This window comes from Streptomyces sp. NBC_00328 (assembly GCF_036139655.1).
Classification (GTDB): domain Bacteria; phylum Actinomycetota; class Actinomycetes; order Streptomycetales; family Streptomycetaceae; genus Streptomyces.
This window is the reverse complement of record NZ_CP108013.1, coordinates 4205710-4229855: the sequence shown is the minus strand read 5'-3', so window position 1 is coordinate 4229855 and position 24146 is coordinate 4205710. Positions and strand designations below refer to the sequence as shown.

General features: G+C 70.6%; 16 protein-coding genes. 11 read left to right on the top strand and 5 right to left on the bottom strand.

From position 1 onward, the window contains the following. Nucleotides 1–4: 4 nt before the first annotated feature. Nucleotides 5–1333 (bottom strand): DUF7544 domain-containing protein, encoded by a 1329-nt coding sequence (locus OG485_RS18440; RefSeq protein ID WP_328669436.1) that lies wholly within the window; start codon nucleotides 1331–1333, stop codon nucleotides 5–7. A gap of 141 nt (nucleotides 1334–1474) precedes the next feature. On the opposite strand from OG485_RS18440, the gene mtnA reads away from it, so the two are divergent. The 7 genes from mtnA (at nucleotide 1475) to OG485_RS18405 (ending at nucleotide 10259) form a co-directional block, all read left to right on the top strand. After that, complete coding sequence (gene mtnA / locus OG485_RS18435) at nucleotides 1475–2620, top strand: S-methyl-5-thioribose-1-phosphate isomerase (protein ID WP_328669435.1); 1146 nt, start codon at nucleotides 1475–1477, stop codon at nucleotides 2618–2620. Nucleotides 2621–2628: 8 nt separating this feature from the next. Then, nucleotides 2629–3318: a two-component system response regulator MtrA gene (mtrA, locus tag OG485_RS18430; protein WP_192582811.1), complete on the top strand. Its 690-nt coding sequence runs from the start codon at nucleotides 2629–2631 to the stop codon at nucleotides 3316–3318. 1 nt (nucleotide 3319) lies between these two features. Next, nucleotides 3320–5404 (top strand): MtrAB system histidine kinase MtrB, encoded by a 2085-nt coding sequence (gene mtrB, locus OG485_RS18425; protein WP_328669434.1) that lies wholly within the window; start codon nucleotides 3320–3322, stop codon nucleotides 5402–5404. Beyond that, on the top strand, nucleotides 5394–7238 hold the full coding sequence (locus tag OG485_RS18420; protein WP_443048721.1) for an LpqB family beta-propeller domain-containing protein: 1845 nt from the start codon (nucleotides 5394–5396) through the stop codon (nucleotides 7236–7238). Before mtrB ends, OG485_RS18420 begins: the two co-directional genes overlap by 11 nt. 134 nt (nucleotides 7239–7372) lie before the next feature. Then, complete coding sequence (locus OG485_RS18415) at nucleotides 7373–8299, top strand: ComF family protein (protein WP_328669433.1); 927 nt, start codon at nucleotides 7373–7375, stop codon at nucleotides 8297–8299. Nucleotides 8300–8614: 315 nt separating this feature from the next. Continuing rightward, on the top strand, nucleotides 8615–9307 hold the full coding sequence (gene hpf / locus OG485_RS18410; RefSeq protein ID WP_387308373.1) for a ribosome hibernation-promoting factor, HPF/YfiA family: 693 nt from the start codon (nucleotides 8615–8617) through the stop codon (nucleotides 9305–9307). A gap of 205 nt (nucleotides 9308–9512) precedes the next feature. After that, the gene (locus OG485_RS18405) at nucleotides 9513–10259 is read left to right on the top strand and encodes a response regulator transcription factor (protein WP_328669432.1); all 747 of its coding nucleotides are present in this window, start codon (nucleotides 9513–9515) and stop codon (nucleotides 10257–10259) included. A gap of 72 nt (nucleotides 10260–10331) precedes the next feature. On the opposite strand, the gene OG485_RS18400 is transcribed toward OG485_RS18405, so the two are convergent. Together OG485_RS18400 and OG485_RS18395 are read right to left on the bottom strand one after the other, a co-directional pair. Further along, nucleotides 10332–11585 carry a winged helix-turn-helix domain-containing protein gene (locus OG485_RS18400; protein WP_328669431.1) on the bottom strand — a complete coding sequence of 418 codons (1254 nt, stop codon included), beginning with the start codon at nucleotides 11583–11585 and terminating at the stop codon, nucleotides 10332–10334. 121 nt (nucleotides 11586–11706) lie between these two features. Further along, nucleotides 11707–12273 (bottom strand): GNAT family N-acetyltransferase, encoded by a 567-nt coding sequence (locus OG485_RS18395; RefSeq protein ID WP_326787408.1) that lies wholly within the window; start codon nucleotides 12271–12273, stop codon nucleotides 11707–11709. Nucleotides 12274–12517: 244 nt separating this feature from the next. Between OG485_RS18395 and secA the strand changes: the two genes are divergently transcribed. Next, nucleotides 12518–15358, top strand: coding sequence for a preprotein translocase subunit SecA (secA, locus tag OG485_RS18390; RefSeq protein ID WP_328669430.1), 2841 nt, complete (start codon nucleotides 12518–12520; stop codon nucleotides 15356–15358). 147 nt (nucleotides 15359–15505) lie between these two features. On the opposite strand, the gene OG485_RS18385 is transcribed toward secA, so the two are convergent. Further along, nucleotides 15506–16090, bottom strand: coding sequence for an Rv3235 family protein (locus tag OG485_RS18385; RefSeq protein ID WP_328669429.1), 585 nt, complete (start codon nucleotides 16088–16090; stop codon nucleotides 15506–15508). A gap of 345 nt (nucleotides 16091–16435) precedes the next feature. Here OG485_RS18385 and OG485_RS18380 point away from each other — a divergent pair, with 345 nt between their 5' ends. Both OG485_RS18380 and OG485_RS18375 read left to right on the top strand, forming a co-directional pair. Beyond that, the gene (locus OG485_RS18380; protein ID WP_328669428.1) at nucleotides 16436–16954 is read left to right on the top strand and encodes a DUF6912 family protein; all 519 of its coding nucleotides are present in this window, start codon (nucleotides 16436–16438) and stop codon (nucleotides 16952–16954) included. 227 nt (nucleotides 16955–17181) lie between these two features. Continuing rightward, nucleotides 17182–17847, top strand: coding sequence for an HAD family hydrolase (locus tag OG485_RS18375; RefSeq protein ID WP_328669427.1), 666 nt, complete (start codon nucleotides 17182–17184; stop codon nucleotides 17845–17847). A gap of 56 nt (nucleotides 17848–17903) precedes the next feature. On the opposite strand, the gene OG485_RS18370 is transcribed toward OG485_RS18375, so the two are convergent. Continuing rightward, entirely contained in the window at nucleotides 17904–18470 is a 567-nt protein-coding gene (locus tag OG485_RS18370; RefSeq protein ID WP_328451823.1) for a DJ-1/PfpI family protein, read from the bottom strand. 625 nt (nucleotides 18471–19095) lie between these two features. Here OG485_RS18370 and OG485_RS18365 point away from each other — a divergent pair. Further along, a complete protein-coding gene (locus tag OG485_RS18365; RefSeq protein WP_328669426.1) occupies nucleotides 19096–24033 on the top strand; it encodes an NAD-glutamate dehydrogenase in 4938 nt (1645 codons plus the stop codon). The last annotated feature ends 113 nt before the right edge of the window (nucleotides 24034–24146 follow it).

The window sequence follows — 24146 nt, the reverse complement described above, 5'->3', positions numbered from 1 at the left end:
CGCATCAACTCCCTGGTGTGGTGCGGGTGGTTCCGGAGGCCACGCTGCCGTAGTCCTGGAGGCCGGCTGCTCGGGCCAGGTCGAGGTCGAGGGCCTCGCGGCGGATGCGCCGGTCGATGTACAGGAGCACCGTGACGCCGGCGGTGATCGGGAAGGTGATCATGGATCCGATCACCGAGCCGATGCCGCTGACGATGAGGAAGGTCCAGCCGAGGTCGTCGGCGGAGCTGTCGAGGAAGCCGGTGAAGCCGTCGCCGCTCAGTGCGGCGGCGAGGACGGCGAAGGGGATCACGATGATCGTCGCCACGATGTTGGCGATGATCGTGGCGAGGAGCTGGATGCCGAACACCCGCCACCAGGAGTCGCGTACGAGTTTCGCGGAGCGGCGCATCGACTTCAGGATGCCCTGCTTCTCCAGCATCAGGGCGGGAGAGGCGAGCGAGAAGCGGACCATCAGCCACAGGGCGACGAAACACGCGGCGAAGGCGCCGAGGACGGCGAGCGCGACACCGGCGTCGTGCGAGCCGCCCGCGACGACGAGCAGACCCGGCAGTGCGCCGGCGCCCATGATCGCGAAGGCGATGAGCGGGAGCAGCAGGGTCAGTCCGAACAGCTTGGCCAGCTGGGGACGCGCGTCGCGCCACGCCTCGCTCGTGGTCACCGTCTTGCCGATCACGGCGCGGCTGGTCACCGAGGTGAGCAGGGCCGTCGCGACGATGGTGCCGAGCAGGGTGACGAGCAGGACGAGACCGGAGCTGAGCAGGGTGTCGCCCATGGCCCGGCTCAGCTCGCCGAGGGTGGCGCTCGGGTCGTTGAGCGCTTCCGTGGCGGCGCTGTCGTCCAGGACGAAGCCCTGGAGCAGGATGATGGCGATCTGCGTGACGACGGCGACGGTCAGCGAGATGCCGAGGACCGTGCGCCAGTAGCCGCGCATGGTCGAGACGGCGCCGTCCAGGATCTCGCCGACGCCGAGCGGGCGCAGCGGGATCACGCCGGGCCTGGCGGCGGGCGGCGGTGCGCCCCAGGTGCCGCCCCAGCCCACGGGCCCGCCCTGTCCGGGGCCTCCCCAGCCGCCGTGTCCACCGCCCTGGCCGCCGGGAGGCCGTCCGCCCCAGCCGGGACCTGGCGCGGCGGGCGGCGGGGCCCCCGCGGGCCCCTGTGCGCCGGGCGCGGACCACTGGGCCGGCGGGGGCTGCTCCTTGGACCACTTCGAGGGCTGCTCGGGCGGATTCGCTCCGTCCTGGTCCGCGGGCCGCGGGGTGCCGGACGAGTCCGGCTCCTTTTCGCCGGAGGGGGCGGATCCGGGCGACGCCCAGCCCGGAGTGTCGTTCATCGTCGCTCCTTCACGGTGCCCGTCCCGCGGTCGCGGCGGCAAGTCGACAGCCATCGTGTCACGGCGCGCCCGGCAACGGTCGGGCCCCCGTATGGGCTGCACACCTTCAATTGTCCGCCGGGTACGGGGCAGACTGGGCGAATGGCCGATCAGTACGCGCAACCCCGCGAGGACAGCGGACCGACGGAGATACCCGCGATCCGCTGGCACGAACCGCCCGAAGGCCCTGTGGTGGTCCTTCTCGACCAGACGAGGCTTCCCGCGGAGGAGGTCGAGCTGGTGTGCACGGACGCGCCCGCGCTGGTGGAGGCGATCCGTACGCTCGCCGTGCGGGGGGCTCCGCTGCTCGGGATCGCCGGGGCGTACGGCGTCGCGCTCGCCGCCGTACGCGGATTCGACGTGGAGGAGGCCGCCCACGCGCTGGCCGGTGCCAGGCCGACCGCCGTGAATCTCGCGGTCGGTGTGCGCCGGGCCCAGGCGGCCCACCGGGCGGCGCTGTCCGCGGGCGGGGACGAGGCGGCGGCCGCGTCGGCGGCGCTCGGCGCGGCGCGGGCGCTGCACCGCGAGGACGCCGAGGCGAGCTCGCGCATGGCCGGGCACGGGCTGGCACTGCTCGACGAGCTGCTGCCGGGCGGCGGCCACCGGGTGCTCACGCACTGCAACACCGGTGCGCTGGTGTCCGGCGGTGAGGGAACCGCGTTCGCGGTGGCGCTCGCCGCGCACCGGGCGGGGCAGCTGCGGCGGCTCTGGGTGGACGAGACGCGGCCTTTGCTCCAGGGTGCCCGTCTGACGGCCTACGAGGCCGCTCGCAGCGGAATGGCGTACACCCTGCTCACGGACAGCGCGGCGGGCTCGCTGTTCGCGGCCGGGGAGGTGGACGCGGTGCTGATCGGGGCCGACCGCATCGCCGCCGACGGTTCGGTGGCGAACAAGGTGGGGAGCTATCCGCTCGCGGTGCTTGCCAGGTACCACCATGTGCCGTTCATCGTGGTGGCGCCGGTGACGACGATCGATCAGGACACGCCCGACGGCGCATCCATCGAGGTCGAGCAGCGCGCGGGTCATGAAGTGACGGAGATCGCGGCTCCGCAGGTGCCGGTGGTGGGTGTGGAGCCGGGAAGAGGTATACCTGTGGCACCCCTGGGGACCCAGGCGTACAACCCGGCGTTCGACGTGACGCCGCCGGAGTTGATCACGGCGATCGTCACCGAAGAGGGCGTTGTTTCGCCCGTGACGGCTGAGGCTCTCGCCGAGCTGTGTGACTTGTCACGCCAGGTAACGATTTAGTTAATGGGATGATGTCGTTTATGAAGGGACGAGTCCTTGTCGTCGATGACGACACCGCACTGGCCGAGATGCTCGGCATCGTGTTGCGTGGTGAAGGTTTTGAGCCGTCTTTCGTAGCCGATGGCGACAAGGCGCTGGCCGCTTTCCGCGACGCCAAGCCCGACCTGGTGCTCCTGGACCTCATGCTGCCCGGAAGGGACGGCATCGAGGTGTGTCGCCTGATCAGGGCGGAGTCCGGGGTGCCGATCGTGATGCTCACGGCGAAGAGCGACACCGTCGATGTCGTGGTCGGCCTCGAATCGGGCGCCGACGACTACATCGTGAAGCCGTTCAAGCCAAAGGAGCTGGTGGCGCGGATCAGGGCGCGGCTGCGCCGTTCGGAGGAACCCGCACCCGAGCAGCTGTCGATCGGCGATCTCGTCATCGACGTTGCCGGTCACTCTGTGAAGCGGGAAGGCATGTCGATCGCGCTGACGCCGCTGGAGTTCGACCTGCTGGTCGCTCTGGCGCGCAAGCCGTGGCAGGTGTTCACGCGTGAGGTCCTCCTGGAGCAGGTGTGGGGCTACCGGCACGCGGCGGACACCCGTCTGGTCAACGTGCACGTCCAGCGACTGCGCTCCAAGGTCGAGAAGGACCCGGAGCGCCCGGAGATCGTGGTGACCGTTCGAGGCGTCGGATACAAGGCAGGACCGAGCTGACATGTCATGGGACAGTGCCGCTTCGGCGTCCGCTGAGCTGGGGGATCGTTCGGGGCGGCCTGTCGGCCGGAAAATGAAGGGCTCCCGCTGGGAGCGGTTCTTCGAAGGAGGGCTGCTCCAGGGCGGGGTCCAGGGCAGTCCGGTTCTCCGGCTGTTCATACGCTGGGTGCGTCGTCCGCTGCTGCCCGTGATGCGGCTGTGGCGGCGCAACATCCAGCTCAAGATCGTCGCGACGACGCTGATGATGTCGATGGGCGTCGTCCTGCTTCTCGGCTTCGTCGTGATCGGGCAGGTACGCAACGGTCTGCTCGACGCCAAGGTGAGGGCCTCGCAGAGCCAGGCCACCGGCGGTTTCGCCGTGGCCAAGCAGCAGGCGGACGCGGTGGCGACGGCGAACGGCGACGACGGCACGGACGCCGACGGCCGCCCGTCCAAGAACGTCAGCCAGTGGATGACCGACCTCGTCGTGTCCCTGTCCAGTGGCGGGCAGGGCGCGTTCGACGTGGTGACGCTCAACTCCACCGCCTCGGGCGACGGCAGCGGCGGCCTCGCACCGCGATCGTCGGGCCAGGTCGACTCGACGGTGAGCATCCCCGAGAACCTGCGCGAACGGCTCGACGAGAGCACCACGGCGGCGCAGAGCTACACCCGAGTCGTCTACAAGGACGGCAAGCAGTCCCAGCCGGCGCTGGTCATCGGCAAGCAGGTCAACGACCCCAACCGGGACGCGTACCAGCTCTACTACCTCTTCCCGCTCACGCAGGAGGAGAAGTCGCTGAGCCTGGTCAAGGGCACCCTCGCGACGGCCGGACTGTTCGTCGTGGTGCTCCTCGGGGCCATCGCCTGGCTCGTGGTGCGCCAGGTCGTCACACCGGTGCGGATGGCGGCCGGGATCGCCGAGCGGCTCTCCGCCGGACGCCTCCAGGAACGTATGAAGGTCACCGGCGAGGACGACATCGCGCGCCTCGGCGAAGCCTTCAACAAGATGGCGCAGAACCTCCAGCTCAAGATCCAGCAGCTCGAGGACCTCTCCCGGATGCAGCGGCGGTTCGTCTCCGACGTGTCGCACGAACTGCGCACACCGCTGACCACCGTGCGGATGGCCGCCGACGTCATCCACGACGCGCGCGTGGACTTCGACCCGGTGACCGCGCGGTCGGCCGAACTCCTCGCCGACCAGCTCGACCGCTTCGAGACGCTCCTCGCCGACCTGCTGGAGATCAGCCGGTTCGACGCGGGCGCGGCGGCGCTGGAGGCCGACGCCATCGACCTCAGGGAAGTCGTACGACGGGTGGTCGGCGGAGCCGAGCCGCTCGCCGAGCGCAAGGGAACGCGGATACGCGTGGTCGGCGACCAGCAGCCGCTGATAGCCGAGGCGGACGCCCGGCGGGTCGAGCGGGTGCTGCGCAACCTCGTCGTCAACGCCGTGGAGCACGGCGAGGGCAAGGACGTCGTCGTCAAGCTCGCCGCCGCGGGCGGAGCGGTCGCGATAGCGGTCCGGGACTACGGCGTCGGGCTCAAGCCCGGCGAGGCGACCCGGGTGTTCAGCCGCTTCTGGCGGGCCGACCCGGCACGCGCGCGCACCACCGGCGGCACGGGTCTGGGGCTGTCCATCGCCCTGGAGGACGCGCGGCTGCACGGCGGCTGGCTGCAGGCCTGGGGCGAGCCGGGCGGCGGTTCGCAGTTCCGGCTGACCCTGCCGCGGACGGCGGACGAGCCCCTCAGGGGATCACCGATACCCCTGGAACCCAGGGATTCCCGGCGCAACCGCGGACTCGACGACGCCGGTCTGCCGCACGGCGGAGCCACGAAGCGCGCCACGGTCCCGGTGCAGCAGGCCGGGTCCGCGGCGGATCGGATACCGCCGCCCGGGGCCATGGCCCCACGGCTGGCCGGGGTCTCGCCCACGGCCGATCCGACGGCGCTGCCGGGCAACGGAGCTCGTGTGGTGCCCCGGCCCGCCGGGGCGCCGCGCCGCCAGGAGGAGACATCCGGCACCGGCCGGGAACGGACCGCGCAGGAGCGGGGGCGGGACGGCGAGACGCCGGAGGAGCTCGGACATGGGGAGGCATTTCGTGGGCGCTGACCGCGGGGGGAACGGCGTCCGCGGACGCCGTTCGGTGAGCGTCATGGTGTACGCGGGTTGTGGAGTCCTGCTGCTGGCGGGGTGCGCCTCGATGCCGGACAGCGGGGATCTGCGCGGGGTGGAGTCCACCCCGCGCCAGGACTCGCAGGTCCGCGTCTACGCCGTGCCGCCGCATCCCGGCGCCTCGGCGGCGGAGATCGTCCAGGGTTTCCTGGAGGCGCTGACCAGCGACGACGCCAAGTACGAGACGGCCGGCAAGTACCTCACCGACAGTGCGCGCAAGACGTGGGACCCCTACCGTTCGACGACGGTCCTCGCGGACGCGCCGGAACCCGTGGGAGCGCCCTCGGGGACCAAGGAAGGCAGTCGTGACGTCCTGTTCCGGCTGAACGGCAGCAAGGTCGCCACCGTGGACGCCCGGCATGCCTACGGGCCGGACTCCGGTCAGTACAGCGGATCGGTGCATCTGACCAAGCTGAAGAGCAACAAGCAGTGGCGTATCGACGGGCTGCCGCAGGGCGTCGTGATGGGCACGTCGGACTTCCAGCGCAACTACGTGTCCGTGAACAAGTACTACTACGCGTCGAACGGGACCTCCGGGGCCGACCGTCCCCTGGGGACCGTCGCCGACCCGGTCTTCGTGCGCGCGCAGGTGGATCCGATGACGCAGATCGTGCGCGCCCTCCTGAAGGGGCCCACGAGCTGGCTGAACCCGGTGGTCAGGTCGAGCTTCCCCTCGGGCACGGAACTGAAGAACGGCGATGTGTCGCTGTCGCCCGACGACCGCAACAGCGTCACCGTGCCGCTGAACGCGAGGGCCGACCGGGTCGGAAGCCCCCAGTGCAGGAAGATGGCGGCCCAGATCCTGCTCACCCTCCGGAACCTGACGCCCACCGGCGTCGACGAGGTGGAGCTCCAGAGGTCGAACGGCTCGCAGCTGTGCGTGCTGACCAAGGCCAAGGCCGAGAGCGTCGCCTCGCACGGCACGGGCGAGCACCCGGAGTACCAGTACTTCATCGATCACGACCAGCGGCTCGTACGGATGCCCGGCGGCAACGGTGACAAGAAGCCCGAGCCGGTGCCCGGTGCGCTGGGCGAGGGCGCCAAGAAGCTGCGGGCCGCCGCGGTGTCGCGGGACGAGGGCACCGCCGCCGGGGTGTCGGCCGACGGCCGGAACCTGTACGTCGGGTCGCTGGTGCCGGGCGGTTCGCTCGCCGAGCCGGTGGTGCGCAGCCAGGGCAGGACGGCCGACGACCGGCTGACGGCGCCCAGCTGGGACGCGCACGGCGATCTGTGGGTCGCCGACCGCGACCCGAAGAACCCCAGGCTGATTCTGCTGCCCAAGGGCGCGGGCGAGCCCGTCGTCGTGCAGGCGCCGAGGCTCGACGGGCGCGTCGAGGCGGTGCGGGTGGCCGCCGACGGTGTGCGCGTCGCGCTGATCGTCGAGAAGGACGGCAAGAGCTCGCTCCAGATCGGGCGCATCGAGCGGTCCCAGTCCGACGAGCCCGACGGCGCGTACATCGTCGAACCGCGTTCCGTCGCACCCCGGCTGGAGGAGGTCACGGCCATGTCCTGGGCCGGGGACAGCCGCCTCGTGGTGGTCGGCAGCGAGAAGGGCGGCGTGCAGCAGATGCGGTACGTCCAGGTCGACGGTTCCACCCCGCTGGGCACCTCGCCCTCCGCGCTGGCCAACGTCAAGGAGATCGCCGCGTCGGAGGACGAGCAGCTGCCGCTCGTGGCGCACTCGGAGGCCGACGGGATCGTGCGGCTGTCGGCGGGCGAGCAGTGGCAGAAGGTGGTCCAGGACGGGACGGCGCCGGTCTACCCCGGGTAGAGCCGTGTGCGTCCGCGGTGGGCCCGTCCGGTTTCCGGGCGGGCCCACCGCCGTTTCGGGACTGTCCACAGGCGGTTCCCCAGGGTTTTCCACAGGGGTGGCCGAGCGGTCCGGCCGTTGGCACAGTGGTGGCCATGCGGGGGTGGTGGCGGGACCTCACGGATCTGGTGCTGCCGGCCGAGTGCGGAGGCTGCGGGCGGCCTCGCACGGTGCTCTGTCCCGAGTGCCGTGCCGCCCTGACGGGGGCCGCTCCGTGCCGGGTGCGACCGGTGCCCGAGCCGGCGGGGCTGTCCGTGGTGCACGCGGCGGCTCCCTACGGGGACGAGGTGCGGGCCATGCTCCTCGCCCACAAGGAACGGGGTGCGCTGGCGCTGGCGGCACCCCTGGGCGTGGCCCTCGCGGGGGCTGTGCGGGCAGGTCTGGAGCCCGCGGTACGTCCTGGTCAGGCAGGGCGGCCCACGGCTTCGCAGGGGCCGCAGGGGTTCGGGAAGGGGGATGTGCGGGGAGAGCGGGAGGGGGCGGACACCGCTGGAGCGGCGGTCCGGGCGGCCGGGGCTGGGCACGGGCCCGTGCTGCTCGTGCCCGTGCCGTCGGCGCGGCGGGTGGTCCGGGCGCGGGGGCACGATCCGACGCGGCGGATCGCGCTCGCGGCGGCGGGGGAGCTGCGGCGTACCGGAACGCCGGCCCGGGTGCTCGGTGTGCTGCGGCAGAGGCGTGCCGTGGCTGACCAGTCGGGGCTGAACTCCCGCCAGCGGGCGGTGAATCTGGCGGGCGCTCTGGAGGTCGTCGCCGGAGGCGGGAGGATGCTGGCCGAAGGAGGGCGGGTCGTGCTGGTGGACGACCTGATGACCACCGGGGCGTCGTTGGCGGAGGCGGCGCGGGCGGTGCGGGCGGCGCAGTCGGGTGTGCGGGCACTGCGGTGGACGGGTGAGAGGACGGGACGGGCGGAGGTGTACAGGCGAATCCCGGGTAGGGAGCAGGCCGGAGGAAGGAGTGGTGCGACGGTCGGTTCGGCCGTGATCGCGGCACCGCCGGACGCCTTCGAAATAAACCGGAACTGACCGAGAACTTGCAACGTTGCAGGTAATAAGAGGGTCAATTCACCTGAACGGAGGTACGTATCAGTAGAGGGTGACGACATCCGTCCGGGCGAGATATGTTCGGTTGTGAGGCAATGGCGCAGGCCGTACCTCGCGCGTCCGAGTGCCGAGGCATCACTTTCCGGCAATCACCCGCATCGGTGGGGTGGAGATCTTGTCCTTGGGGGAGGAGGAGGTAAAAGTCACCGAGTCCGAGGTTCCGGGGCTCACCGGAGCCTGGTGCAAAAGGGAGATGCTCCGCCAGTGGAGCGGGGCTATCCGGGAACGGAGTTCTGCGTGGACATCGTCGTCAAGGGCCGCAAGACCGAGGTGCCTGAGCGGTTCCGCAAGCACGTGGCCGAGAAGCTGAAGCTGGAGAAGATCCAGAAGCTCGATGGCAAGGTGATCAGCCTCGACGTCGAGGTGTCCAAGGAGCCCAACCCCCGACAGGCCGACCGCAGTGACCGGGTGGAGATCACGCTCCACTCCCGCGGGCCGGTGATCCGGGCGGAGGCAGCGGCAAGCGACGCGTATGCAGCACTCGACCTGGCCGCGGACAAGCTCGAGGCCCGGCTGCGCAAGCAGCACGACAAGCGCTACACCCGCCGTGGCAACGGCAGGATCTCGGCGGCCGAGGTCGCCGACGTCGTCCCGGGGGCCGCGACCCTGAACGGCAGCGGTGACGTCGTCCACGACGAGGAGCCGGACGCCGTACCCACCAAGAAGATCGGCTCTCTCGAGATCATGGGCGAAGGCCCCTGTGTCGTCCGGGAGAAGACCCACGTGGCCGCACCGATGACGCTCGACCAGGCGCTCTACGAGATGGAGCTGGTCGGGCACGACTTCTACCTCTTCGTCGACTCCGAGACGAAGGAGCCCAGCGTCGTCTACCGGCGCCACGCGTACGACTACGGGGTCATCCACCTCAACACGGACCCGATGGTCACCCAGGCCGGAGCGGACGCGCCGGGTGGCGCGCTCGGCGGCTGACCGTCCCCGGTGACGGATGAGCCGGTGCCCCTGGAGCGCGAGTGCGCCCCCAGGGGCACCGGTGTGCGACCACTTCACGCCCCGCTCCGTCACCCCGCCGCCGTCCGGACATGGAATCATGGCCGCACCGGCCCAACCGGTGGGTCGTTGCCTTGGGTTGGCGATGCCGCGGAAACACAGGCCACGGCCTTCAGGGGGAGGAACGATGGCGGACAGCTTCGGACCGATGCGTGCCGGCGACACCGACGGCGGAGTCGCCGCATCCGGCCCGGACGGGGGCTCTTCACGCAAGGAGCCCATCAGGGTCCTTGTCGTGGACGACCACGCTCTCTTCCGCCGCGGTCTGGAGATCGTCCTCGCGGCCGAGGAGGACATCCAGGTCGTCGGTGAGGCGGGGGACGGCGCGGAGGCGGTCGACAAGGCCGCCGACCTGCTGCCCGACATCGTGCTGATGGACGTACGGATGCCCAAGCGCGGCGGTATCGAGGCGTGCACCTCCATCAAGGAGGTGGCCCCCAGCGCGAAGATCATCATGCTGACGATCAGCGACGAGGAGGCCGACCTCTACGAAGCGATCAAGGCGGGGGCGACCGGGTACCTCCTCAAGGAGATCTCCACGGACGAGGTGGCCACCGCCATCCGCGCGGTCGCCGACGGGCAGTCGCAGATCAGTCCGTCGATGGCGTCGAAGCTCCTCACCGAGTTCAAGTCGATGATCCAGCGCACGGACGAGCGTCGGCTGGTGCCCGCGCCGCGGCTCACCGACCGCGAGCTGGAGGTCCTCAAACTGGTGGCCACGGGGATGAACAACCGTGACATCGCCAAGGAGCTGTTCATCTCCGAGAACACCGTGAAGAACCACGTACGCAACATCCTGGAGAAGCTGCAACTGCACTCCAGGATGGAGGCCGTGGTGTACGCGATGCGGGAGAAGATCCTCGAGATCCGCTAGGCGCCGTCCCCGGGCGCCGCGAGGTGCCGCCCGACGATTCCGCCAGGCGCCGTCCGACGACTTCGCCGGACGTCACCCCAGGATGCGCACGAGCTCCGCGGCCAGCGGTTCGCGCAGGTCCGGGGCGTCCACCCGCTCGACCCGGACATCCGTGCAGTCCACCCAGTCCGCGGCCTCCGCCAGGGCCTGGGCCACCGCCGGGACCGCCTTCACGCCGTCCAGGGTGACCTGTCTGGCGACCAGCGTGCGGCCCTCGCGCGCCGGGTCGACCCGGCCGACGAGCCGGCCGCCGGCGAGGACCGGCATCGCGAAATAGCCGTGGACCCGCTTCGGCTTGGGCGTGTACGCCTCCAGGCGATGCGTGAAATCGAAGATCCGCTCCGTGCGCGCCCGCTCCCAGATGAGCGAGTCGAACGGCGACAGCAGTGTCGTGCGGTGACGGCCGCGCGGGACCGTCTCCAGCGCCACCGGGTCCGCCCACGCGTCTGCGGCCGGTCTTGGTCCCGGGCTCCCCGCGCCGCCCTTCCCGGCCGCGGCCCTGCCCCAGCCCTCCACCGTCACGGGGACCAGACCCGAGTCACCGATCACCGCGTCGACCTGATCCAGCTTGAGGCGGTGGTAGTCGGCGATGTCCGCGCGCGTGCCGACGCCGAGGGACTGTCCGGCCAGGCGGACGAGACGGCGCAGGCACTCCCTGTCGTCCAGCTCGTCGTGCAGCAGCGCCTTCGGGATGGCACGCTCCGCGAGGTCGTAGACCCGCTTCCAGCCGCGCCGCTCCACGCACACCACCTCGCCGTACATCAGCGCGCGCTCGACGGCCACCTTCGTGCCCGACCAGTCCCACCACTCGCTGGTCTTCTTCGCCCCGCCCAAGTCCGTGGCCGTCAGGGGGCCTTCGGCGCGCAGCTGCTTGAGAACCTGGTCGTAGGCGCCGTCGGGCAGGTCGTGGTTCCAGTGCGGGCGGGCGCGGTAGGCGCGGCGGCGGAACGCGAAGTGGGGCCACTCCTCCACGGGCAGGATGCAGGCCGCGTGGGACCAGTACTCGAACGCGTGCGGTGCCGGGGGAGTGTCGGCGGGCGGTGCCGACGTCCAGTACGCCTGTTCCACGGTCCTGCGGCCGACGGCGCCGAGCCGGGCGTACGGAATCAGTTCGTGGGAGCGGGCGAGGACGGAGATCGTGTCGAGCTGGACCGCGCCGAGGTGCCGCAGGACTCCGCGGACGCCCGCCCTGCGGTCCGGGGCGCCCAGGAAACCCTGCGCCCGCAGAGCGATGCGGCGGGCTTCGTCCGCGGAGAGTTCGGTGGTGGGACGCGGGAGACTCGTCATGCCCACACGTTAGGGGGTGCCACTGACAACCGGGGCGCCCACGGAGGGACCGCGGCGGCGCGAGCGCGGGACCCGGGCCCGTGTCCCTGAACGGGATCCGCTCCGGGACCCGCCACGGCGCTCACCTGGCCGGCAGGTACGGCGCCGTCGACGGGAGGCCCAGGTCCGAGGGGAGCAGCGAACCCACCCAGCAGTCCCTGCGCACGCCCTTGTTGTTGACGGCGGAGCGGAGGGTCCCCTCGATGGTGAAGCCGGCACGTTCGGCGACCGCGCGGGACCCGGTGTTGCCGACCTCGGCGCGCCATTCGACGCGGTCGACGGACAGGTCGGTGAAGGCCCAGCGGGAGGCGGCGACGGTGGCTTCGACGATGTAGCCGTTGCCGCGGTGCTCCTTCGTCGCCCAGTAACCCACCTCGCCGACGCCGAGGGAGCGCATGGTGATCGAGAGCATGCCCGCCAGCTCCCCGGAGGGGAGGAAGACACCGAACGCGAACGCCGAGCCGTCCACCCAGCCCTCGGGCACGATCTGGTCCGTGAAACCCGACGCGTGCTCGCGCAGATAGGGCGACGGGATCGTGGTCCAGCGCTGGATGTCGGGATCCTGGGCGGCCTCGAAGACGGCGTCGGTGTCGTCCACGCCCACGGCGCGCAGGACGAGACGATCGGTGGTCAGCGTGACGGGGTCCATCGGCCGATTCTGCTCGGGCAATCGAAAGGACGCCATTCCTTTGCCCTGGGTGATTGGTTCGCTACTTTTCGCTGTGCGAACGCGGCACCTTCGGCAACCCCAGTCCGTTGTCCTGGTGGCTGTCACCGGCAGACCTCCCGGCGCGGTGTGGTCCTCGCTTACGATGGCCGTTGCTCAAGCTGTGATTTGAAACTGTCATTGAAACCGACCGTCCCAGGCCCGACCGGCAAGGAGACAAACCCCCGTGTCCGTCCTCTCGAAGATCATGCGTGCAGGCGAAGGCAAGATCCTGCGCAAACTGCACCGCATCGCGGACCAGGTCAACTCCATCGAAGAGGACTTCGTCGACCTCTCCGACGCCGAGCTGAGGGCCCTCACCGATGAGTACAAGCAGCGGTACATCGACGGCGAGAGCCTCGACGACCTGCTGCCCGAGGCCTTCGCGACCGTCCGCGAGGCGGCCAAGCGTGCCCTTGGCCAGCGTCACTACGACGTGCAGATGATGGGTGGCGCCGCGCTCCACCTTGGCTATGTAGCGGAGATGAAGACCGGTGAGGGCAAGACGCTCGTCGGCACCCTGCCCGCGTACCTGAACGCTCTCTCCGGCAAGGGCGTCCACCTCATCACGGTCAACGACTACCTGGCCGAGCGCGACTCCGAAATGATGGGCCGCGTCCACAAGTTCCTCGGGCTCGAGGTCGGCTGCATCCTCGCCAACATGACTCCGGCCCAGCGCCGCGAGCAGTACGCGTGCGACATCACGTACGGCACGAACAACGAGTTCGGCTTCGACTACCTGCGCGACAACATGGCGTGGTCCCAGGACGAGCTCGTCCAGCGCGGCCACAACTTCGCGATCGTCGACGAGGTCGACTCGATCCTCGTCGACGAGGCCCGTACGCCGCTGATCATCTCCGGCCCGGCCGACCAGGCCACCAAGTGGTACGGCGACTTCGCCAAGCTGGTCACCCGCCTGAAGAAGGGCGAGCCCGGCAACCCCCTGAAGGGCATCGAGGAGACCGGCGACTACGAGGTCGACGAGAAGAAGCGCACCGTCGCCATCCACGAGCCCGGTGTCGCCAAGGTCGAGGACTGGCTGGGCATCGACAACCTCTACGAGTCGGTGAACACCCCGCTCGTCGGTTACCTGAACAACGCCATCAAGGCCAAGGAACTGTTCAAGAAGGACAAGGACTACGTCGTCATGGACGGCGAAGTCATGATCGTCGACGAGCACACCGGCCGTATCCTCGCCGGCCGCCGCTACAACGAGGGCATGCACCAGGCGATCGAGGCGAAGGAAGGGGTGGACATCAAGGACGAGAATCAGACGCTCGCCACGATCACCCTCCAGAACTTCTTCCGCCTCTACAAGCGCCACGGCCACGACGGCAAGGAACAGCCCGGTCTGTCCGGCATGACCGGTACGGCGATGACCGAGGCCGCCGAGTTCCACCAGATCTACAAGCTCGGCGTCGTCCCGATCCCGACCAACCGGCCGATGGTCCGCAAGGACCAGTCCGACCTGATCTACCGCACAGAGGTCGCGAAGTTCGAGGCGGTCGTCGACGACATCGCCGAGAAGCACGAGAAGGGCCAGCCGATCCTCGTCGGTACGACGTCGGTCGAGAAGTCCGAGTACCTCTCGCAGCAGCTCTCCAAGCGCGGTGTCCAGCACGAGGTGCTGAACGCCAAGCAGCACGACCGGGAGGCGACGATCGTCGCCCAGGCCGGGCGCAAGGGTGCCGTGACCGTGGCGACGAACATGGCCGGTCGTGGTACGGACATCAAGCTCGGTGGCAACCCCGAGGACCTCGCCGAGGCGGAGCTGCGCCAGCGCGGCCTCGACCCCGAGGAGCACATCGAGGAGTGGGCGCACGCCCTGCCCGCGGCCCTGGAGCGGGCCGAGGCGGCGGTGAAGGCCGAGAAGGACGAGGTCCACGACCTCGGCGGGCTCTACGTGCTGGGCACCGAGCGCCACGAGTCGCGGCGTATCGACAACCAGCTGCGCGGTCGTTCCGGCCGTCAGGGCGACCCGGGCGAGTCCCGCTTCTACCTCTCCCTGGGCGACGACCTGATGCGTCTGTTCAAGGCGCAGATGGTCGAGCGCGTGATGTCGATGGCGAACGTGCCGGACGACGTGCCGATCGAGAACAAGATGGTCACGCGTGCCATCGCGTCCGCCCAGTCGCAGGTCGAGCAGCAGAACTTCGAGACCCGCAAGAACGTCCTGAAGTACGACGAGGTGCTCAACCGGCAGCGCGAGGTCATCTACGGCGAGCGCCGCCGCGTCCTGGAGGGCGAGGACCTCCAGGAGCAGATCCGGCACTTCATGGACGACACCATCGACGCCTACATCGCGGCCGAGACCGCCGAGGGCTTCGCCGAGGAGTGGGACCTCGACCGGCTGTGGGGCGCCTTCAAGCAGCTCTACCCGGTGAAGGCCACCGTCGACGAGATGGAGGAGGAGGCCGGCGACCGCGCCGGTCTGACCGCCGAGTTCATCTCCGAGTCCATCAAGGACGACATCCACGACCAGTACTCGGCCCGCGAGGAGCAGCTCGGCTCCGAGATCATGCGTGAGCTGGAGCGCCGGGTCGTGCTGTCGGTCCTGGACCGCAAGTGGCGTGAGCACCTCTACGAGATGGACTATCTCCAGGAGGGCATCGGCCTGCGTGCGATGGCCCAGAAGGACCCGCTGGTCGAGTACCAGCGCGAGGGCTTCGACATGTTCAGCGCCATGATGGACGGCATCAAGGAGGAGTCCGTCGGCTACCTGTTCAACCTGGAGGTCCAGGTCGAGCAGCAGGTCGAGGAGGTCCTGGTCGAGGACTCCGCGCCGTCCCTGGCCAAGCAGGAAGCCGTTCCCGCGGGCGCCGGGCGCCCCGAGATCCGCGCCAAGGGTCTCGACGCCCCGCAGCGGCCGGACCGGCTGCACTTCTCCGCGCCGACCGTGGACGGCGAGGGCGGCATCGTCGAGGGCGACTTCGCCAGCGACGAGCCGGTGCGGTCCGAGGCGGACGGCCTCACGCGCGCGGAGCGCCGCAAGGCGCAGAAGGGTGGCGTGCGCCGCCGCAAGAAGTGAGTGAGGGGCGCGGGCTGCGGGCGACCGCCGCCGCGCGCGACCGATGACACGGCAGGGGCCGGACACCAGGTGTCCGGCCCCTGCCGTGTCCCGGGCCCGTGTCCCGGGCCCGTGTCCCGGGCCCGGAGGCCGGTGACCCGGTGGTGTTCAGTCGGTGGGGCGGGGTGTGCGGGGGCCGCCGAGTTCGATCGCGGTGCAGCGCCAGCGGAGGTCGGGGCCCTGCTCCAGCCGGAAGGCCATGGCGCGGAGCTGGTCGCCGGCGCCGATGCGGGCGAAGGCCTCGACGGCGCCGGGGCGCGCGACGTAGTAGCCGATGTCCCGGACGACGGGGCGCGTGCCGCGGGTGCGCAGGGGGCCGCGCTCGGCGAGCCGGACCAGTTCGTCGTAGGCCCGGCCCGCGGTGTGGCGCAGCATGCAGTGGACGGGGCGGGCACCGCTCAGCACGGCCAGCAGACGCTCGGCGAAGACGTCGGTGGGGCGGGGCCGCGGAGCGGGGCCCGCGGGCGCTTCGGGGGCCGTCGTGGCGAGCGGCCGGGCCCCGTCCGGCGACAGAGTGCCCGCGGAGGGGGCGGGGGGCCGGCTCGTGTCCTGCGGCGGGCCCCCGCCCGGCCGCCGGGCGGGGGTGCCCGTGCCCGGGGTGCGCGGTGGGGCGCCGCCGGGGCGGCGGGAGTCCTGACGGCCGGGCGGGCGGGTGCCCGGGTGGCGCCTGGTCCTGGTCATCACCTTGTTCATGCGTCGTCCCCGCTCGTCGTCCGGACCGGTGATACCGGTCGGTAACTTTCGTGTCGGGGATCTTGTACGAGCCGGGAAGGTGCCCGCGCAAGGGCGGAGGCCGCGCGCCGCGGCCGCCGGAGAGTTCACCTATCAGGGTTGCGGGGAGCGGCGGAACCCTTGGCGGCCAAGGGGAGTACCGGGTGAATCGCGGGCGTGGGGTGGACGCCGCGGAGGGCGCGGCCGGGACCTCGAAAGGGGACGCCCGCACGTATCCTGAGGGCCCTCCCCAAGGCGCGGGACCGCCCTCCCCGGAGTGCTCGCACCGCGTGACCATCGGAGCCCCGACTACGAAAGCGGCCAGCCATGCGCGTCTACGTCCCCCTGACCCTCTCCGGTCTCGCCGAGGCGTACAAGACGGGAGAGCTGGAGACGGGACCGTTCGTCGCGTACGCCGTCACGCCCGCCCTGCGCGAGTGGTATCTCTCCGACGACATCGAGGAGCTGGAGTACGCGGCGCTGAGCCGTGCCGCGCTGGCCTCGCTGCGGCTCCTGGCGGCCGATCCCCAGGCCGTGCGGCGCCGGGTCGTGGTCGCGGTCGACGTTCCGGACCGGGCCGCGGCAGCCGACCCCGACCGGGGACTCGATCCCGCGGCGCTCGGCGAGGTGCGGGTCTCCCAGGACGTGACCCTGGCCAAGGCGGCCGCCGTGCACGTCGACGCGGCCGACGCCGAGACGGACGTGACCGCGGCCGCGGGGGCGCTGGGCGCGGCCGAGGCCGGGGACGACGACGCCCAGTTCGTCGTCGACGGGGCCGATGACCACGAGCTGCTGTGGTTCGCCACGCAGGAGATCCCCGGCCTGGTGGGACTAGGGCCTGTCTGACAATTCCCGTCTGCCCGGCGACGCCATGCACGCCCTCTCGCCGCACCGGCCCCAGACCCGAGTACGTCCAGTACGCAGGTCTGGGGCCGGCACGCCGAGAGCACGTACCTGACGCCGCCGGGCCGCCCTTCGGGCGACGACGCGAATTGTCAGACAGGCCCTGGAGCAGCCGCCCGGTCTCCGCCCGCGATGAGGTGTTGTCGGTGGCGGCGGGTACGTTTCTCGGTATGGGGAAGCAAGGAAACGCGCACATTGTCTGGGACTGGAACGGCACGCTGTTCCATGACAATGACGCGATCATCGGGGCGACGAACGCGGCCTTCGCGGAGCTGGGTCTTGAGCCGATCACCCTGGAGCGGTACCGGGCGATGTACTGCGTGCCCGTGCCGAGGTTCTACGAGCGGCTGATGGGCCGGCTGCCCACGGACACCGAGTGGCAGATCATGGACGACACCTTCCACCGGTACTACGCCGAGCACCGCAGGGCGTGCGGGCTGACCGCCGGAGTGCCCGCGCTGCTCGCCGGGTGGGAGGCGGCGGGCCGCAGCCAGTCCCTCCTGAGCATGTACGGGCACGAGGAGCTGGTCCCGCTGGTGCGGGGCTTCGGGATCGAGCCGCACTTCGTCCGGGTCGACGGACGGACCGGGCCCTCGGGCGGCAGCAAGGCCGAGTACATGGTGCGCCACCTCGGCGCCCTCGCGGGTGTCGAACCGGCCCGCGTGGTGGTGATCGGCGACGCGGTGGACGACGCGACGGCCGCACGGCATGTCGGCGCCGGGGCCGTCCTCTACACCGGGGGCTCCCACAGCCGCGCAAGCCTGGAGGGGGCCGGCGTTCCCGTGGTGGACAGCCTGGAGGAGGCGGTCGAGGAGGCCGGCAGGCTGGCGGCCTGAGGATCCTGCCCGCCTCCCGGACAGCTCGCCGGAGGGCGGGCCGTGCCGTCGGCGCGTCAGTTCACCGGGGCCTTCGAGCGCAGCACCTTGAGGAACTCGCGCATCCAGGCGGAGTGGTCCGGCCAGGCGCGGGCGGAGACCAGGGTGCCGTCGACGACGGCCTCCGCGTCCTGGAAGGTCGCGCCCGCCGCCTGCATGTCGAGCTCCAGCGCGGGATAGGCCGTGACGCGGCGCCCGCTCAGGCTGTCCACGGACGCGGTCAGCAGGGGGCCGTGACAGATCTGGGCCACCGGCTTGTCCGCGTCGAAGAACGACTTCAGGATCTTGCGGAGTTCGAGGTCGTTGCGGAGGTACTCCGGGGCGCGCCCGCCGGGGATGACCAGGGCGACGTAAGCGCCGGGGTCGACCTCCGCGAACGCCAGGTCCGCGGGCCAGGTGTAGCCGGGCTTCTCGGTGTACGTGTCGAAGCCGGGCTCGAAGTCGTGGACCACGAACTGCAGCTTCTTGCGGGTGGGGGCCGCGATGTGGACCTCGTACCCCTCCTCGCGCAGACGCTGATAGGGGTAGAGGACTTCCAGCGACTCCGCCGCGTCGCCGGTGACAATGAGGATCTTCGCTGCCATGGTGCTGCGCTCCCGTCGGCCGTCCTGCGCGTCGCGTTCGCCGTCCCTGCCAACCTGTCTCGGGGGGAAGTGTTTGCCAAGGGGCAGAACACGGTCCGTAGGACGACGGTAGCCCGCAGTCGGCCCGCACTGCATGCCGTCGCCCTCTCCGCCCCTGTGCATAGTGTCAAAGTTGCCCCCCTGCTTTTGTACACATACGGCTCATGACGACTCCCCGGTCGGGGGCGATAGCCTGGTGGCGTGATCAGCGCGATATCTCGCGGGGGCATCGTCGCCCCTGCCCCGCGCCCGGAACGCACGGACGACATCCGTGACCGGGCGTCAATCGCTGATCTTCACGGGCGGGACGGGATCACGGCGACGGCCGTGGGCGCGAGCGGAAACGCGGCGAGCGCCGGCGGCAACGCACTCCGTACGTCGACGGCACCCGGGGAACGGACGTCGCCGAGAGCGGCGTCACACCCTCCGGGGTGGTCCAGAATGACCGATACCCCTCCGCCCGTCTCCCCTTGCGGCATAGCGTCGAACCAGACCGGACACCCCGCGTCGCGGCGTTGCGTCGGAAGCTACGAGACCGTATTTCCTTCAACGTCACGCAACGGCGCGCGACAGGAGCCAGAGGACAATGCAGACCAAGCTGGACGAAGCCAAGGCCGAGCTGCTCGAGAGGGCCGCCCGGGTAGCTGAGAACAGCCCGGTCGGGGGGCACCTACCGACTGGGACGACGGGCGAGGGCACCCCCGACCGGGACACCGTGCTCGCGTTCCTCCAGCGCTACTACCTGCACACGGCCCCGGAGGACCTCACCGACCGCGACCCGGTCGACGTCTTCGGAGCGGCCTTCTCCCACTACCGACTGGCCGAGAACCGCCCGCAGGGCAAGGCCAACGTGCGCGTGCACACGCCCACCGTCGAGGAGAACGGCTGGACCTGCAGCCACTCCGTCGTCGAGGTGGTCACGGACGACATGCCCTTCCTCGTCGACTCGGTGACCAACGAACTGTCCCGGCAGGGACGCGGCATCCACGTCGTCATCCATCCGCAGTTCGTCGTACGGCGCGACCTCACCGGCAAGCTCATCGAGGTGCTGCCCGCGCGGCCCTCCGCCGAGGACCTCCCGCACGACGCGCACGTCGAGTCGTGGATCCACGTCGAGATCGACCGGGAGACCGACCGCGCCGACCTGAAGCAGATCACCACCGATCTGCTGCGCGTCCTGTCCGACGTCCGCGAGGCCGTCGAGGACTGGGAGAAGATGCGCGACGCGGCGCTGCGGATCGCGGAGGAGCTCCCCAAGGAGCCCACCGCCGACGATCTGCGCGACCAGGAGGTCGAGGAGGCCCGCGAGCTGCTGCGCTGGCTCTCCGGCGACCACTTCACCTTCCTCGGGTACCGCGAGTACCAGCTGCGCGAGGACGACTCGCTGGCCGCCGTCCCCGGCACCGGGCTCGGCATCCTGCGCTCCGACCCGCAGCACGGCGAGGACAGCCACCCGGTCAGCCCGTCCTTCGAGCGGCTGCCCGCCGACGCCCGGGCCAAGGCCCGCGAGCACAAGCTGCTGATCCTGACCAAGGCGAACAGCCGCGCCACCGTGCACCGCCCGTCGTACCTGGACTACGTCGGGGTCAAGAAGTTCGACGAGAACGGCGAGGTCATCGGGGAGCGCCGCTTCCTGGGCCTGTTCTCCTCCGCCGCGTACACCGAGTCCGTGCGCCGGGTGCCCGTCGTCCGCCGCAAGGTCGAAGAGGTCCTGCGCGGCGCCGGGTTCTCGCCCAACAGCCACGACGGACGAGACCTGCTCCAGATCCTGGAGACCTACCCGCGCGACGAGCTGTTCCAGACCCCCGCCGACGAGCTCCGGGCGATCGTCACGTCCGTCCTGTACCTCCAGGAGCGCCGCCGGCTGCGGCTCTACCTGCGCCAGGACGAGTACGGGCGCTACTACTCGGCCCTCGTCTACCTCCCGCGCGACCGCTACACCACCGGTGTGCGCCTGCGGATCATCGACATCCTCAAGGAAGAGCTCAACGGAACCAGCGTCGACTTCACGGCCTGGAACACCGAGTCGATCCTGTCCCGGCTGCACTTCGTGGTCCGGGTCGAGCCCGGCACCGAGCTGCCGCAGCTGTCCGACTCCGACAAGGAGCGCATCGAGGCGCGCCTCGTCGAGGCCGCCCGCTCCTGGGCCGACGGCTTCGCGGAGGCGCTGACCGCCGAATGCGGCGAGGAGCGCGCTGCCGAGCTGCTGCGCCGCTACGGCAACGCCTTCCCCGAGGGCTACAAGGCCGACCACTCCCCGCGCTCGGCGGTCGCCGACCTGGTCCACCTCCAGGCACTCGGGCAGGAAACGAGCAAGGACTTCGCGCTCAGCCTGTACGAGCCCGTGGGCGCGGTCCCGGGTGAGCGCCGCTTCAAGATCTACCGCACCGGCGAGCAGGTCTCGCTGTCCGCGGTCCTGCCGGCCCTGAACCGCATGGGCGTCGAGGTCACCGACGAGCGGCCGTACGAACTGCGCTGCTCGGACCGTACGACGGCGTGGATCTACGACTTCGGGCTGCGCCTGCCCAAGTCCCTCAACGGCAACGGCGACCACCTCGGCGACGACGGCCGCGAGCGGTTCCAGGAGGCCTTCGCCGCCACCTGGACCGGACAGGCCGAGAACGACGGCTTCAACGCCCTCGTGCTGAGCGCCGGGCTCACCTGGCGGCAGTCGATGGTGCTGCGCGCCTACGCGAAGTACCTGCGCCAGGCCGGTTCCACCTTCAGCCAGGACTACATGGAGGACACCCTCCGCAACAACGTCCACACCACCCGGCTGCTCGTCTCGCTGTTCGAGGCGCGGATGTCGCCGGAGCGCCAGCGCGCCGGTGTCGAGCTGACGGACGCGCTGCTGGAGGAGCTGGAAGCGGCCCTCGACCAGGTCGCCTCGCTGGACGAGGACCGGATCCTGCGGTCCTTCCTCCACCTGATCAAGGCGACCCTGCGCACGAACTTCTTCCAGCAGACGGCCGGCGGCACGCCGCACGAGTACGTCTCCATGAAGTTCGACCCGACGGCCATCCCGGACCTCCCGGCGCCGCGCCCGGCGTTCGAGATCTGGGTGTACTCGCCGCGCGTCGAGGGTGTGCACCTGCGCTTCGGCAAGGTCGCGCGCGGTGGTCTGCGCTGGTCCGACCGGCGCGAGGACTTCCGTACGGAGATCCTCGGCCTGGTCAAGGCGCAGATGGTGAAGAACACCGTCATCGTGCCGGTCGGCGCCAAGGGCGGCTTCGTCGCCAAGCAGCTTCCCGACCCGTCCGTGGACCGTGACGCGTGGCTGGCCGAGGGCATCCGCAGCTACCGGACCTTCATCTCCGCGCTGCTCGACATCACCGACAACATGGTGGCCGGCGAGATCGTCCCGCCCGCCGACGTCGTGCGGCACGACGAGGACGACACCTACCTCGTGGTCGCCGCCGACAAGGGCACGGCGACGTTCTCGGACATCGCCAACGAGGTCGCGGAGAGCTACGACTTCTGGCTCGGCGACGCGTTCGCCTCCGGCGGCTCAGCCGGGTACGACCACAAGAAGATGGGCATCACCGCCCGCGGCGCCTGGGAGTCCGTGAAGCGGCACTTCCGGGAGCTCGGCGTCAACACCCAGACGCAGGACTTCACTGTGGTCGGCGTCGGCGACATGTCCGGCGACGTGTTCGGCAACGGCATGCTGCTCTCCGAGCACATCCGCCTGGTCGCCGCGTTCGACCACCGGCACATCTTCATCGACCCGACCCCGGACGCGGAGACCTCCTACGCTGAGCGCCGCCGCCTCTTCGAGCTGCCGCGCTCCTCGTGGGCCGACTACGACACCGAGCGGATCTCGGCCGGTGGCGGCGTCTTCCCTCGCAGCGCCAAGGCCATCCCGGTCAACGCGCACATCCGCGAGGCCCTCGGCATCGAGTCGAACGTCGTGAAGATGACGCCGGCCGACCTGATGCGGGCGATCCTCCAGGCGCCCGTCGACCTGCTGTGGAACGGCGGCATCGGCACGTACGTGAAGTCGTCCGCCGAGTCGCACGCCGAGGTCGGCGACAAGGCCAACGACGCGATCCGCGTCGACGGCGCCGACCTGCGCGTCAAGGTCGTCGGCGAGGGCGGCAACCTGGGGCTGACCCAGCTCGGCCGGATCGAGTTCGCCCAGCACGGCGGCAAGATCAACACGGACGCCATCGACAACAGCGCGGGCGTGGACACCTCCGACCACGAGGTGAACATCAAGATCCTGCTCAACGCGGTGGTGGCCAACGGCGATCTGACCGTCAAGCAGCGCAACAAGCTGCTCGCCGAGATGACCGACGAGGTCGGCGCCCTGGTGCTGCGCAACAACTACGCGCAGAACACGGCGATCGCCAACGCGCTGGCCCAGTCCCCGAGCATGCTCCACGCCCAGCAGCGGTTCCTCCGTCACCTGGTCCGCGAGGGGTACCTCGACCGGGCCCTGGAGTTCCTGCCCACCGAGCGGCAGATCCGCGAGCGGCTCAACGCCGGCCAGGGTCTGACCGGTCCCGAGACGGCGGTCCTGCTCGCGTACACGAAGATCACGGTCTCCGTCGAGCTGCTCGCCACCTCGCTGCCCGACGACCCGTACCTTCAGAGCCTGCTGCTCGCCTACTTCCCGACGGCGCTGCGCGACCGGTTCCGCGAGCAGATCGAGGGGCACGCGCTGAGCCGCGAGATCGTGACGACCGTCCTGGTCAACGACACGGTCAACACGGGCGGTACGAGCTTCCTGCACCGCCTGCGCGAGGAGACGGGTGCCTCGCTGGAGGAGATCGTCCGGGCGCAGACCGCGGCCCGCGCGATCTTCAACTCCAGCGCGGTGTGGGACTCGGTGGAGGCGCTCGACAATGTCGTCGCCGCCGACGTGCAGACCCGGATCCGGCTGCACTCGCGCCGTCTCGTCGAGCGCGGCACCCGCTGGCTGCTCAACAACCGGCCGCAGCCGCTCCAGCTCGCCGAGACGATCAGCTTCTTCACCGACGGCGTCGAGCAGGTGTGGTCGGAGCTGCCCAAGCTGGTCCGCGGCGCGGACCTGGAGTGGTACCAGCAGATCTACGACGAGCTGTCGGACGCCGGCGTGCCGGACGAACTCGCCACCCGCGTGGCCGGGTTCTCCTCCGCCTTCCCGGCGCTGGACATCGTCTCGGTGGCCGACCGCACGGGCCAGGACCCGATGGCCGTCGCCGAGGTCTACTACGACCTCGCCGACCGTCTCGGGATCACCCAGCTCATGGACCGCATCATCGAGCTGCCGCGTGCCGACCGCTGGCAGTCCATGGCCCGCGCGTCGATCCGCGAGGACCTGTACGCGGCCCACGCGGCGCTGACCGCCGACGTCCTGGCGGTGGGCGGCGGGGCTTCCACTCCCGAGCAGCGCTTCGAGGCCTGGCAGGAGAAGAACACGGCGATCCTCGGGCGGGCCCGCACCACCCTGGACGAGATCCAGGGCTCGGACTCGTTCGACCTCGCCAACCTGTCGGTGGCGATGCGGACGATGCGGACGCTGCTGCGCTCGCATTCCTGAGCGGTACGCGAACGGGGGCGCCCCGGGCCGGTGACGGCTCGGGGCGCCCCCGTTTCGTGTGCGAGAGGCGCACCTCGGCTTTCTTGCCTGTCTCTGGTGCTTCTGCGACGAAA